This window comes from Maritimibacter sp. UBA3975, from assembly GCF_002384975.1.
In the GTDB taxonomy this organism is placed as follows: Bacteria; Pseudomonadota; Alphaproteobacteria; order Rhodobacterales; family Rhodobacteraceae; genus Maritimibacter.
In genome coordinates, this window is record NZ_DGCP01000011.1 from 35,165 (window position 1) to 48,230 (window position 13,066).

14 protein-coding genes and 1 tRNA gene are annotated in these 13,066 nt (G+C 63.7%); 5 read left to right on the forward strand and 10 right to left on the reverse strand.

All coding sequences use genetic code 11. From position 1 onward, the window contains the following. Nucleotides 1–50 precede the first annotated feature (50 nt). Nucleotides 51–4,400 carry a tandem-95 repeat protein gene (locus B2585_RS10895; RefSeq protein WP_292022959.1) on the forward strand — a complete coding sequence of 1,450 codons (4,350 nt, stop codon included), beginning with the start codon at nucleotides 51–53 and terminating at the stop codon, nucleotides 4,398–4,400. 75 nt (nucleotides 4,401–4,475) lie between these two features. Next, nucleotides 4,476–5,237 carry a MauE/DoxX family redox-associated membrane protein gene (locus B2585_RS10900; RefSeq protein ID WP_292022960.1) on the forward strand — a complete coding sequence of 254 codons (762 nt, stop codon included), beginning with the start codon at nucleotides 4,476–4,478 and terminating at the stop codon, nucleotides 5,235–5,237. A 7-nt stretch (nucleotides 5,238–5,244) separates the two neighbouring features. On the opposite strand, the gene B2585_RS10905 is transcribed toward B2585_RS10900, so the two are convergent. The 8 genes from B2585_RS10905 to lepA all read right to left on the reverse strand — a co-directional run bounded on the left by B2585_RS10905 (nucleotide 5,245) and on the right by lepA (nucleotide 10,002). Next, nucleotides 5,245–5,321 (reverse strand) — tRNA-Arg (locus tag B2585_RS10905). A gap of 49 nt (nucleotides 5,322–5,370) precedes the next feature. After that, entirely contained in the window at nucleotides 5,371–5,547 is a 177-nt protein-coding gene (locus B2585_RS10910; protein WP_292022961.1) for a CTP synthetase, read from the reverse strand. An 88-nt stretch (nucleotides 5,548–5,635) separates the two neighbouring features. Then, nucleotides 5,636–5,809 carry a CTP synthetase gene (locus B2585_RS10915; protein ID WP_292022962.1) on the reverse strand — a complete coding sequence of 58 codons (174 nt, stop codon included), beginning with the start codon at nucleotides 5,807–5,809 and terminating at the stop codon, nucleotides 5,636–5,638. After that, nucleotides 5,809–6,294, reverse strand: coding sequence for a cytochrome b (locus B2585_RS10920; RefSeq protein ID WP_292022963.1), 486 nt, complete (start codon nucleotides 6,292–6,294; stop codon nucleotides 5,809–5,811). The genes B2585_RS10915 and B2585_RS10920 overlap by 1 nt, the downstream gene beginning before the upstream one ends. 69 nt (nucleotides 6,295–6,363) lie before the next feature. Beyond that, nucleotides 6,364–6,585, reverse strand: a complete 222-nt coding sequence (locus tag B2585_RS10925; protein WP_292022964.1) for a hypothetical protein — start codon at nucleotides 6,583–6,585, stop codon at nucleotides 6,364–6,366. 54 nt (nucleotides 6,586–6,639) lie between these two features. After that, entirely contained in the window at nucleotides 6,640–7,011 is a 372-nt protein-coding gene (locus B2585_RS10930; protein WP_292022965.1) for a DUF4112 domain-containing protein, read from the reverse strand. Between the two features lie 465 nt (nucleotides 7,012–7,476). Next, a complete protein-coding gene (locus B2585_RS10935) occupies nucleotides 7,477–8,163 on the reverse strand; it encodes a hypothetical protein (protein WP_292022966.1) in 687 nt (228 codons plus the stop codon). 39 nt (nucleotides 8,164–8,202) lie between these two features. Beyond that, complete coding sequence (gene lepA / locus B2585_RS10940) at nucleotides 8,203–10,002, reverse strand: translation elongation factor 4 (RefSeq protein WP_292022967.1); 1,800 nt, start codon at nucleotides 10,000–10,002, stop codon at nucleotides 8,203–8,205. Between the two features lie 122 nt (nucleotides 10,003–10,124). On the opposite strand from lepA, the gene B2585_RS10945 reads away from it, so the two are divergent. Together B2585_RS10945 and B2585_RS10950 are read left to right on the forward strand one after the other, a co-directional pair. Then, nucleotides 10,125–10,286 (forward strand): hypothetical protein, encoded by a 162-nt coding sequence (locus B2585_RS10945; protein ID WP_292022968.1) that lies wholly within the window; start codon nucleotides 10,125–10,127, stop codon nucleotides 10,284–10,286. Then, nucleotides 10,283–10,453 carry a hypothetical protein gene (locus B2585_RS10950; protein WP_292022969.1) on the forward strand — a complete coding sequence of 57 codons (171 nt, stop codon included), beginning with the start codon at nucleotides 10,283–10,285 and terminating at the stop codon, nucleotides 10,451–10,453. Before B2585_RS10945 ends, B2585_RS10950 begins: the two co-directional genes overlap by 4 nt. A gap of 55 nt (nucleotides 10,454–10,508) precedes the next feature. Here B2585_RS10950 and B2585_RS10955 read toward each other — a convergent pair whose 3' ends face one another. Further along, on the reverse strand, nucleotides 10,509–11,357 hold the full coding sequence (locus B2585_RS10955; protein ID WP_292022970.1) for a helix-turn-helix domain-containing protein: 849 nt from the start codon (nucleotides 11,355–11,357) through the stop codon (nucleotides 10,509–10,511). Between the two features lie 117 nt (nucleotides 11,358–11,474). Here B2585_RS10955 and B2585_RS10960 point away from each other — a divergent pair, with 117 nt between their 5' ends. Then, the gene (locus tag B2585_RS10960; protein WP_292022971.1) at nucleotides 11,475–11,702 is read left to right on the forward strand and encodes a DUF2061 domain-containing protein; all 228 of its coding nucleotides are present in this window, start codon (nucleotides 11,475–11,477) and stop codon (nucleotides 11,700–11,702) included. Between the two features lie 100 nt (nucleotides 11,703–11,802). On the opposite strand, the gene B2585_RS10965 is transcribed toward B2585_RS10960, so the two are convergent. Then, complete coding sequence (locus B2585_RS10965; RefSeq protein WP_292022972.1) at nucleotides 11,803–13,008, reverse strand: glycerophosphodiester phosphodiesterase family protein; 1,206 nt, start codon at nucleotides 13,006–13,008, stop codon at nucleotides 11,803–11,805. Between the last annotated feature and the right edge of the window lie 58 nt (nucleotides 13,009–13,066).

A 13,066-nucleotide genomic window follows, 5' to 3' on the forward strand; every position in this document is an offset into this window, starting at 1 on the left:
AAACAAATAAGGCAAATTTGTGACAGATAATTTTCAGGGCACGGGTCAACATGCGCGATAGTGATTTCCAGCGCGGCGCAGCTGCCGTCTTAGAGGAGTCGTTCGTCGTCACCGACGGCGCGGCGCTCCCCATCCACGATCGCCCGATCTTCACCGCCGATTTCGCCCGCGACGGCGCCGATCTGGTCATTTCCACGCCGGGTGCGGCAGACCTGCGGCTCGTGGATTACTTCGGACAGGACACAGCCCCGGACCTCGTGGCCGACAATGGTGCGGTGCTGCGCGGCGATCTTGCCGCGCGCCTCGCAGGGCCGATCGCGCCGGGCCAGTATGCGCAGGCAGGCAGCGCCCCCGCGACCGGTCCCATCGGACAGGTCGAAACGCTCGAAGGCGTGTCTTTCGCCGAACGCGCGGACGGCACACGCGTCCAGCTCGAAATCGGCTCCAAGATCTATCAGAACGACGTGCTCATCACCGATGACGGCGGCGCGCTTTCGGTCACTTTCGTGGACGGCACGATCTTCACCCTCGCTGCCAACTCCCGCATGGTCATCGACTCGCTCGTCTTCGACGCCGAGGCCGACGACGGAAACGGCGGGGCGTTCTCGCTGATCGAAGGCGGCTTCGTATTCATCGCGGGCGAAGTGGCCAAGACCGGCGGCATGGACGTGAACACGCCCACCGCGACAATGGGCATCCGGGGCACCACCGTGCTCGTCGAGATCACGACCGAGAACGGCATTTCGACCGTCGAAGTCTCGCTCAACACCGACCCGGACGGGGGCATTGGCTCCATCGAATTGCGCGACCTGAACGGTGACCTGATCGCCACCATCGACAATATCGAGACGAAGTGGATCGTCTCGCCCGTCGAGGGCGAAACCCGCGAAGTGATCCGCACCGCCGACGACCTTGCCGATGACCAGACGCTCCTGCTCGACGCGGCCCGCGCCTATGCGCTGGCGTTCGAGAGGGTGGACGCCGGTGGCACCTTCGTCGAACTCGTCTCTTCGTCGGGCGCCCCGTCCTCGGGACCGGACCTCGGCGACGACACCGGCACGCAGGGCAACGACAGTGACCCGGACGACGATACCTCGGGCGGTTTCGCGCCCGGGTCGACCGGCGGTGGCGGTGGCGGCAGCCCCGGCACCCCCGCAACCCAGACGCAGGGAGACGGCGACACCGAAACGCCCAACACGCCGCCCGAGGCCCGCAACGACGCCAGGAACGCGAGCGAGGATGGCGCCGCCGTCGGGGGCAACGTGCTCACCAACGACAGCGACGGGGACGGCGACGGGCTCATCGTCATCGTGAACACCCGGCCTAGCCACGGCCAGCTCGACCTCGACAACCAGACCGGGGACTACACCTACACGCCCGAGCCCGACTACAACGGCACCGACAGCTTCTCCTACACGATTTCCGACGGGAACGGCGGCACCGACAGCGGCACCGTGACGTTCACGGTCACCGCCACCGAGGATGCGCCCGAAGCCGGGGACGACGTGCTCACGGTCGTTGAGGACGGTGGCTCCGTCACCATCAACGTGCTCGACAATGACAGCGACGCGGACGGCGATGTGCTCCAGGTGATCGACTGGTCCTTCTCCAGCGAGGAGGCATTCAGCTCCGGCAACGCGGACGGCACCTTCACCTACACCCCGCCGCCCGACTTTTTCGGGTCCGAGACGTTCAGCTACACGGTCTCGGACGGCAAGGGGAACACCGACACCGCAACCCTGACGGTCAGTGTCACGCCGGTCCCTGACGCACCCGTGGCGCATGACGTGACGACACAGACCGACGAGGACGCGCCTGTCTGGATCGACCCGGCAATCGCCTTCACCGACGCCGACGGCGATGCGGTCACGCTCCTGTCCATGTCCGATCCGGACCAGGGCAGCGCGGTCTATGACGGCGACGGCGGCTTCACCTATACGCCGGAGGAAAACTTCCACGGCGAGGACAGCTTTACCTACACGCTCACCGACGGGAACGGTGGCACGGCCTCGGCGACCATAACGGTCACTGTCGCCCCGGTGAACGACGATCCGGTGGCGGAAGACATCACGGCCACCACCAATGAAGACACCGTCGTCGCCATCACCCCGGTCTTCGCGGACCCCGACGTGGACGGCGACGCGGTCAGCGTCAGCGCTTTCACGCAGGGCACCAACGGCTCCGTCGCGGACGATGGCGAGGGCCGGCTGATCTACACGCCCGACGCCGACTTCAACGGCACCGACAGCTTCACCTACACGGTGAGCGACGGGAACGGCGGCACCGACACCCGGACCGTTTCGGTCACGGTCGCCCCGGTGAACGACGATCCGGTGGCGCAGGACGTCACGGCCACCACCAATGAAGACACCGTCGTCGCCATCACCCCGGTCTTCGCGGACCCCGACGTGGACGGTGACGCGGTCAGCGTCAGCGCCTTCACCCAGGGCACCAACGGCTCCGTCGCGGAAAACGGCGAAGGCGAGCTGCTCTACACGCCCGACGCCGACTTCAACGGCACCGACAGCTTCACCTACACCGTCACGGACGGCACCGGCCTGACGTACACCCGGACCGTCACGGTCAAGGTCGATCCGGTGAACGACGCGCCTGAGGCGCAGGACGCGGTGGTCGAGGTCGCGGTCGATACCGAGGTTACGGGCAGCGTCATCGCGACGGACGTGGAGGACGACGACCTGACCTTCGCCCTCTCGGCCGGACCCGCGCATGGCGAGGTCACGGTCGAAAGCGACGGCAGCTATAGCTACACGCCCGACGAGGCTTACACGGGCGTCGACAGCTTTCAGGTCGAAGTGTCCGACGGCGACGCGACCGACATCGCCACGATCACACTCGAGGTCGCGCAGGAGAGCTTTACCGGAGACACTGGGCAGACCGTCACCATGGCGATCTCCGAGGACCCGGTGGGCAACGATCCCGCTGGTAACGTGGCCATCGGCGTGAGCGAGGTCGAGGCGACGACGATCAACCTCTCCTTCGCGCTGGACGCCTCCGGCTCGGTCGGATCGACCGGCTGGACCAATATCGAGAACGCGATCTACGACGCGGTCGAACAGCTTGCGGAACAGTTCGAAGGCTCGCAGACCACCGTCAACGTGCAGATCGTGCAGTATGGTGAGGGGGTCTACGAGGATTTCACTTACGAGACCGATGATCCCCAGCTCCTTACCGCAATCCGTGCGCTTACGTTCCGCAGCGGCCCACGCACCGACTGGCACGAGGCGATGGATGCCTCCCACGCGTTCTTCGACAGCAAGGATGCGGGCGACACGAACGTGCTCTACTTCGTGACCGACGGCATCCCGAGCGGGTCCGACTGGACGACCTCGCTCGCCACGCTGAACAACGCCGACTACGACCTCGACATCCAGGCCTTCGGCATCGGCACCGGGTTCAACACCACCCAGTTGCAACAGGTGGACAGCGACGGCACGCCGACCGCCGTGGGCAATTCCGCAGCCCTGCTCGCCGCGATCCAGGAATCCCCCCTCTTCGCGGCGGAACTCGTGGAGTTCACGCTGGAATTGACGGCGGACGGAGCCGCGCAGACATTCGCGCCTGGAGCCGTGGATGACGCCCTCACCTCCGACGGGTTGAACTTCGACGTGGCCCTGGCCGAGATCGCCGGGATCGGCGACCTGCTCGGCGAGGAAAACCTGTTTTCCGCCACCGCCACCTTCGATCTGGATGGCAATATCGCAACTGACGAAGACCGCGTGACGATCAACTCGAACGAGTTCATCTCCAAACACGGCGCAGCCCGCACCGCGACGGGCTCGGACGGCTCGGACCTCCTGCTCGGCAGCGATTTCGCAGACGACATCTCAGGCGGCGACGGGGACGATCTTATCCTGGGCTTTGACGGCGACGACCGGCTGGCAGGGGGCGACGGCGACGACATCCTCAAGGGCGGCGATGGCGACGACACCCTTATTGGCGGCGCCGGCGACGACACCTTGATCGACGACCTCGGCGCCGACCTGTTCGACGGGGGCGCGGGCCGTGACCTGCTCGAACTCGCCACGGGGGCGGCGCCGGACCTGATCCAGACGCTCGCCGGGTCGAATATCGAGGCGGTGGACCTGACCAACGGCACGAACGACGCGCTCATCATTTCGGCCGGCGACATAATGAACCTGTCCGACACCGCCGACACCGACCTTGAGCTGCTGCTCGACGCCGCCTTGGGTGACAGCGCGACAATCCTCGGCGAAACCGGCGATACGCTCACACTGGTCGGGGACTGGCAGAACACGGAAACGACGGTGACGGACGACGCGGGCAACACCCTCGCCATCTACCAGTTCCAGGGCGGAGATGGGCTCGTCACGCTCGGGATCGACGACGAAGTCACGGTGAACATCGCCGTCCCATCCTGACCGCGCCCGGAACAAGCCTGCCGGTCCACCGCGTTGTGAGAACGTAAACCGTTCACACAGACCGGGAGGCCGGCCATGCCCCGGGACACGACGACCCGCACCGCGAAACTCTACCGGATGGTCATGCCCGACCATCTCTGTCCCTTCGGCCTGAAGTCCAAGGACCTGTTGGAGCGCGAAGGCTATGAGGTGGAAGATCATCCCCTCACGACCCGCGAAGAAACCGACGCCTTCATGGACGAACACGGGGTCAAGACGACGCCGCAGACCTTTATCGGCGGTGAGCGGATCGGCGGCTACGACGAGTTGCGCGACCATTTCGGCAAGCCATTGAAGGGGGAGGACGAGACGAGCTACCAGCCCGTCATCGCGATCTTCGCCGTCGCCTTTCTCATGGCGCTCGGCGTGAGCTGGGCGAGTTTCGGAACGGTCCTGACGGTCCGCGCACTCGAATGGTTCATCTCGATCTCGATGTGTTTCCTCGCCGTTCAGAAACTTCAGGACGTGGAGAGCTTCTCGACCATGTTCCTGAACTACGACCTGCTCGCCCGCCGCTGGGTGCGCTATGGCTATCTCTACCCGTTCGGCGAGGCGTTCGCGGGTATCCTGATGGTGGCCGGCGCGCTCACATGGCTCTCCGCCCCGGTCGCGATCGTCATCGGCACCATTGGCGCGGTGTCCGTGTTCAAGGCTGTCTACATCGACAAACGCGAACTCAAATGCGCCTGTGTCGGCGGATCGTCAAACGTCCCGCTCGGGTTCGTCTCGCTGACAGAGAACCTGATGATGCTCGGCATGGGCCTGTGGATGGGTGCCAAGGCGATCTGGGGGCTTTGAGTGACACTGGCGACCCCTGAAGGACTCGAACCCTCAACCTGCGGATTAGAAGTCCGCTGCTCTATCCAGTTGAGCTAAGGGGCCGCTCGCGCCGAAATAGCCGGAGCGGGCGGGCCCTTGCAACCGCTTTCGCCTAGCCGCGCAGCTTGCGGTTCACGACCCAGACCACCGGCAACGCGACGATGAAGCCCGCGACGGCGGCCCAGATGATCGGTTGCGCCGTGGTGTAGCCTGCCGTGAGCGCGGCGACGATGAAGACTCCGGCGAGCGTCGTGCCGCCCATGGCGTAAAGTGCGAGCAAGAGGAACATGGGTCCCGCTCCTTTTCAAAATGACTACGCGTTTCGGGGCGACACTGCGCCGGCGGGACCGCGCCGTCCTTGATCTACGTCATTCAGATCACCGAATGCGTCCTGCGATGACGATGGCGAGCGGCCAGCCGACCAGCCACCCCGCCGCCGCGGCCCCGACCAGCGGCCAGAGCCCGGAAACGCCCGAGACGAGCGCGATAACCACGCCCACGCCGGCAAGCGTGGTGCCGATCATCGAATGAAGCATAAGGACGAGTCGCATCAGGCGTTCGGGCGCATCATCCGGGTCATCACGTCTGATTTCAGCACGAAGCGCTGAAACAGGGCACCCAGAAAATGCAGCGCGATCAGCAGGAGCAGGATGGACTTGAACAGCTCATGCCCCTGCGCCGCGTTCTCGTTCACCGCGAACCACGCGGCCGCGCCGGAGACCGGCACGAGGATCATGAAGCCGTAGAGCAGCCAATGGGTGACGCGCGCTGTCAGCTTTAGGATCTCGGGCTCCTCCGCCGGCATCGCGGGCGCACCGCGCCGCAGCTTGATGGCGAGCCGCAGGACCACCAACGCCAGCACCAGCAGGCCCGTGAAGATATGCTGCGCGGCCATCACGCTGAAGGTCGCATCCGTGCCGCGGATCACGGCACGCCATGCCGCCTGAATCCCGTCATGGAACAGGAACTGCGCGGCGATAAGCAGGAAAATGACCCAGTGAAGGGCGATCTGAAGGCGGGTGTAACCGTTGGGCATGGCGTCGCTCCGGAGTGTTGTCTCCATAGCATACGCCAGCCCAGACGTTTTCCGTCGCGGTTTTTCGCCTCAGGCCGGGATTTCCCGGCGATGATCCCAATCGGGGTCTTCGCGCTTTATTTTATGGGTGTTCCAGAGGCCGGCGGGGATGCCGATGGCGAGGCCTATGACGGCGGCGACGGCGAAGGTGACCCAGGTCATGAAGCCGACCGCGAGGCCCGCGATGACCACGACACCGGCGGCGCAGAGCGCCCAGAGGGGGATGAGAAGAAGTCTCCAACCATGTTTCATCGTATATCTCCTTTCGGGGGAAACGCGGGGCGCGGCCGCCCGGTTCCGGCTGGCTCAGGGCGCGCCGCCCAGGGCCTCACGCAGAAGCGCGGCGTTGCGGCGGTGCGATTTGAACACCAGGTCGAACAGGTCGCCGGCGAGCGGGATGGACCCGATGACATAGTCGATGGCGGCGTTTCCGCCCATACGAACAAGGGTTCCGGCGGGCACGCCGTGTTTCCAGCCGACCGCGATCATCCACAGCGACGGCAGCATCATGGCCGTGTCGCCCACGCCCGGAATGAGACCGATGAGCGAGTCCAGACCGAAGCGCAGACGCGTACCGGGGAGGCCGTAGCGGGTGTCGAGCAGGCGCGCGACACGCTCCACACGGGCGAGGTCGGCGGTCTTTTCGGCGTCGTCGAGGGTCAGGGCGGTCTCGGTCATGGGCGTCTCTCCTTTGCCCTGAGAACGGCCCGCAGGCCCGCCCGGTTCCCCGGATCAGCGTCTGCACAGCGCGTACACACCGCGTATGACTCCTGTGCATACGATTGTATGTACAGCCGCCCGGTCAGTCCCCTGCGCGCGTGTGCAGGCCGTCGGCGGCGGTTGCGAGAGGACCGGCATCCCGGAGCCCCGCATCCGGGACACGGCCGATGTCACGGCGCATCTCAGGTATTGTTGGAGTGAGGAGCGCCCGGAAACCGGTCCAGTGGACCGATTTCAGTGACGAACGGTCGGAGCCCCCCGGTGAAGCATGGATTTGTCGCGCGGCCCGGGGATTGGCCGTATTCGTCGGTGCATCGCGACCCGCGTTTCGTGCCGGGGATGGACATGATGGTGTGACGGAATGGCATGGTGGTGCGTTGGCGTAGGGCGGGCTTCAGTTGCTGCCTCGAGGTTGTATGCATTTCATTTGAAAGATTCTACGTTACGCAGGATCGGCATGCAGTTCCAGAATTCCTGCGTTTGGTTTCGGGCCGTATTTAATCTTTCTCTGAGTAACATATCGCTGCCGTCGCGAATACGCACTAACAGGTTTATTATTTCTAAGCTCACCTCAGCGAAATGGAACAAATCATTGCCTGTAACGCCATGACCTTCATACTCGCTCCTGGACGAATAAAGATTCTGCCGATCTTTGCTATCATCAATTGAATGAGCCAAATTCTCGGACCGTATTACTCTCAGGACTTTTCGAGTGTCACTATCACCTAAGACTTTCACTTTCTTCTTGATTTCAGCAAGATTCAACTGAGAATTCTTTCTCAGAACTTTATCGTGGTCGGGCTGACCGGTTTCCTGCCGAGAGATCAATTCCTCCATAATAGATTCAGAAATCCTCATCGCCATATGTATGGACCGTACGTCCCGGCGATGATCCCAAACACGATTACAGAAAAGCATTAGGGATTGCTCGATAGAAATTCTTGCCAGTTCCAATACGTGACCAGAGTAACTGTCTCTGTATTTATCCCAACGGAGATCGTTGTCAGATAGATCAGTCAAGAAAGCGAGCGAACGAATAGCAAAACCACATTGCCGCTCTAGCTTGGATACTGTCTTATCAAATTCTTCAACAGTACTTGGGATATTCATTCCTAAGTAGGGTCCGTGCTTTCCAAAGTTGTGCCGTATCTACGAGTCCATTTTCAACGCCGAAATAAACGCCTCCTGCGGAATCTCGACCTTCCCGAACTGACGCATCTTCTTCTTGCCGGCCTTTTGCTTCTCCAGAAGCTTCTTCTTCCGGGTGGCGTCGCCGCCGTAGCACTTGGCGGTCACGTCCTTGCGGAGTGCCGAGAGCGTTTCTCGGGCGATGACCTTGCCGCCGATGGCCGCCTGGATCGGGATCTTGAACATGTGGCGGGGGATGAGGTCTTTCAGTTTCTCGCACATCGCCCGGCCGCGTTGTTCGGCGCGGTCGCGGTGGACCATCATCGACAGCGCGTCGACGGGTTCGTCGTTCACGAGGATCTGCATCTTGACGAGGTTGTCGGCGCGGTAGCCCTCGATCGAATAGTCGAAGCTCGCGTAACCTTTCGTTGCCGATTTCAGCCTATCGTAGAAATCAAAGACCACCTCGTTCAGCGGCAGGTCATAGACCACCATCGCGCGTGACCCGGCATAGGTGAGGTCGAGCTGGATGCCGCGGCGGTCCTGGCAGAGTTTGAGCACGTCGCCCAGGAACTCGTCGGGCACCATGATCGTCGCCTTGATGCGCGGTTCCTCGACATGGTCCACGATGGTCATGTCGGGCATGTCGGCCGGGTTGTGCAGTTCCTGCATCGTCCCGTCCTTGAGATAGACGTTGTAGACCACGCTGGGCGCGGTGGTGATGAGTTCGATATCGTATTCGCGTTCCAGCCGGTCGCGGACGACCTCAAGATGGAGGAGGCCCAGAAAACCACAGCGGAAGCCGAAGCCCAGCGCGGCCGAGGTCTCCATCTCATAGCTGAACGAGGCGTCATTGAGCGCGAGCTTTTCGATGGCGTCGCGCAGATCCTCGAACTCGGCGCTATCGACCGGGAACAGGCCGCAGAACACAACGGGGATGGACGGGTTGAAGCCGGGGAGCGGGGTTTCGCAGCCCTTCTTCTCATGCGTGATCGTGTCGCCCACCTTGGTATCGCGCACCTGCTTGATCGAGGCGGTGATAAAGCCGATCTCGCCCGGTCCAAGCTCGGTCACGTCCTGCATCTTGGGGCGGAAGACGCCGATGCGGTCGATCTGGTGGACCGTGCCGTTCTGCATGAAGGTGACGCGGTCGTTCTTCTTCATCTTGCCGTCCATGACGCGCACAAGAACGACGACGCCGAGGTAGGGGTCGTACCACGAGTCGACCAGCATCGCCTTGAGCGGCGCGTCACCACTGCCCACCGGGGCCGGAAGGCGGTGAACGATGGCCTCCAGCACCTCGCGGATGCCCACGCCGGTCTTGGCCGACACCGCAATGGCGCCGGACGCATCGATGCCGATCACATCCTCGACCTGTTCGGCCACGCGGGAGATGTCAGAGGCGGGCAGGTCGATCTTGTTGAAGACCGGCACGATCTCATGGTCCGCGTCGATGGCCTGATAGACATTGGCGAGGGTCTGCGCCTCCACCCCTTGGGTGGAATCGACGATGAGGAGCGAGCCTTCGACCGCGCGCATCGACCGCGACACCTCATAGGCGAAGTCGACGTGGCCGGGCGTGTCGATCAGGTTGAGGATGTAATCCTCGCCATTGAGCGCGGTGTATTCGATGCGCACCGTGTTGGCCTTGATCGTGATGCCCCGCTCGCGCTCGATATCCATCGCGTCGAGGAGCTGCTCCTTCATGTCGCGATCCGGCACGGTGTTCGTGGCCTGGATCAGGCGGTCGGCGAGCGTGGATTTCCCGTGGTCGATATGAGCGACGATGGAGAAATTGCGGATGTGAGCGAGGTCAGTCATAGGGCGTGCAGATATCAGGCTTCCGATGGGCGTGGAAGTGGGCAAAATCGCGCCGGCGGGTTTTGTTTTGCAGGGGTCGCGGTGTTAGCGTTGGGGGTGAATCGACGCGTAAGGAGGCTCAGATGAAACTGAACATGGGTGTGTCCGTTGCCCTCGGGATCGCCATTGGCGCCGCGTTCGGCGCCGCAAACGGTGTGCCGGCGGAAGGTGCGGCCTGGGGCGTGGCGCTGGGTGCCGCTGTCGGGGCCGTCGCCGCCGGTGTGCGCAGCAGCCGCGCGGAGTGAACGACGTGAACATGGGGGCCGCGGTCGCCCTTGGCATCGGATTGGGCGTGGCCCTCGGTACGGCGATGGACAACATCGGCGCGGGCATCGCCATCGGGGCCGGCGTCGGCGTGGCGCTCGGGGCCGCCTTCCCCGGCGAGAAGTCGGGTGAGGACGAGGATGAATGACGCGGTTTCGTGAGTTACCCGCTCGTGCGGCAACGCGATTACCGGCTGATCCGGGTCAGGTGACCGTGAGCCCGGCGACGTAGTCTCCGAAATCGCGGGCGTCGACCTCGGCCTCGCGCACGAGCCAGTCGAAATGTTCGACGAGGGACCGCAGGCGGGAGCTTTCGCGGAAGGCGAGGTAAATCCGCCCGACATAGATCACCCCAACGAGCGGCCCGTAAATCGTGATCGGTGCCGAGAACACCCGGCGGCTGTCGTAAAGGAACACCCGCAGGCTCGGATAGAACTCATGGTGCAGCGCAGCGAAATGGTCGAGCTGCTCCTGGCGCACTTTGCGCGGCACGCCGCGATAATACCCCTCTCCCGCCGCGAAGGCGGTGAATTCCTGCACGGGCAGCGCGATCTCATGGTCCGAGGACCGGGTGCGCAACACGTCGAGCCGCTCTCGCATGGCCGAGATCGCCTGATCCGTTGTCTTGGCGAGGAACCCTTCGTATTCCCAGCGCATCATCGGCTCGGTCTTGAGCATGTCGGGCAAGGTCGCGGGCACATGGCGAACCTTGTATCCCGCCGCCTCGCGATACCAGTCGAGGAGCTGTTCGTCGGCAGACGTCCGGTCAGCCTCGGTCATCTGCACGGCCGCCTCGATCGCATCGCCCGGGCGCTCGGGTCGGTCGGTGAGTCCGAGGAGCCAGTCGGTCGACACCCCCAGCTCCTGCGCCAGATCGGCGGTAAGCTGCGCCGAGGGGAGCCGCGCGGCGCCCGCGTCCAGAACCTGCGAAATGGTCGAGCGATTGACGCCGGTGGACCGCGCGATTCCGGCGCGTGACGCCCCGGCGACGGTCATGGCCGAGATCAGCCGTTCACGGAACAGGGTGGCGCGGTCGCGCTTGTCCACTTTCATGTGCGTTGTTGTCTTTCCTGAACAGACGATGGCTTTCGTTTACAAGTAACAGACTTCGCACCACGGCGTCCAGCCGGTAAGCCGTTCTCACCCAACGATAAAAGAAGGAGATCCGGAATGGACACCGCGCGTCGCACGCTGGCCAAAGCGCTTACATGGCAACTCCTCGGTCTCGTCACCACCACCGCGCTCGGCTATGCCGCCACCGGCTCGCTCACCGCCGGCGGGGCGCTTGCCCTGTCATCCGCGCTGGTGGGTTTCATCTGCTATGCCGTCCACGAACGGCTCTGGTCCCGCATCCGCTGGGGCCGCATCTTCACGCAGAACGACCAAAGCGCGACCTGAGCCGCGCCTCTTCTCTGGTCCCGAAATACCTCGGGGGAGCGCGAGGGGGCAGAGCCCCCTCGCACGGGTCGGCGCGGGCGCAAGCCCGCGACGAAACCTCTTACATGCCCTGACCCATGCAGTTGGCGTAATAGGTGACGGTCGCGGGCCAGTCCGAGAACACGCCTTCCACGCCCACGTCCTGCGCCAGCACGTCGAGCACGGTGAAGTAATCGGCGTCGTTGTCGATCTCCTGCGACACCGATTGGTAATACCAGCCGCCGCCCGTGGTGAGCGGGCCGGAGCGTTCCAGTGTCCAGGTGATGAGGTTGAGGCCCGCCTCTTTCGCAGCCTTCGCGTAATCCGACGCGGCGATTTCGCCGTCTTTCACGGTGACCAGCATGTTGATCGACGGGGCGAGGTAGTTGACGCCCTGATCGACGAGGGCGGCAAAGTCCTCGTTCCACGTCTCGGCGTTCTGCTCGTCAAAGCCTTCGGACCATTCGACGAGGAACACGGCCTGCTGACCGAACTCGGGCTCGTTTTCGACCCAATAAAGCACGTCTTCGAGGTTGAAGGACTGCGGCCAGACGCGGTTCGGCGCGATGCCTGCGTCCTTGTATTCGTCGATCATCTTCTGGGCATAGTCGGCCTGGCTGAACCCGTCGAACGGCATCTCGACCGCGGGCGATTTCAGCTCGGGAGTGAAGTCGGCGCCAAGCTCGTCGAACAGCGCGATCGACTCGGCGTGGGTCATCAGCGTGCCGCCCATCGCCGAATAGAGATCGGTGCGCCAACCGGCGGTGCCGTCCATATAGGCCTCGACCGTTTCGCCCATCGCGTTGGCCGCGTCCATCTTGCCGGTCAGCGTGCGGAACTCGGCCAGCGTCACGTCCGAGGTGCGGCATTCGGCGGTGGCCGGCGTGTCGCCCGAAGCGCCCGCGAAGGGCGTGGTGCAGGTCCCGGCAAGGTCGGAGGCGAGGATGTCGGTCGTCGTGTGCAGGTCGTTCTGGGCGTGGCGGCAGACCAACTCCTTGTCGGCCGTGAAGGTCACGTCGCATTCGAGGATACCCGCGCCCATCCGCGCGGCGGCGCGGTTCGATTCGACGGTGTGTTCGGGAAACATGAGCGGCGCGCCACGGTGGCCGATCGAGAATTTCTGTGCCGTCATGTCCATGTCCTGACAGGCCATGAGCTTGTCCTTGAGCGCGCCGTCTTCCATCCGGTCGATGAGGTAGAAGGGGCGCGGGCCCAGCTCCACGGGGGCCGCGACGGCGGCGGTGGCGAGAAGCGTGGCCGTAAGGGCCAGCGGAATCGTGCGGGTCATGGGATGTCTCCTGTTGCATGTCCGATGGCGACAGGATGGACAGGTTTGAAACGCGCCC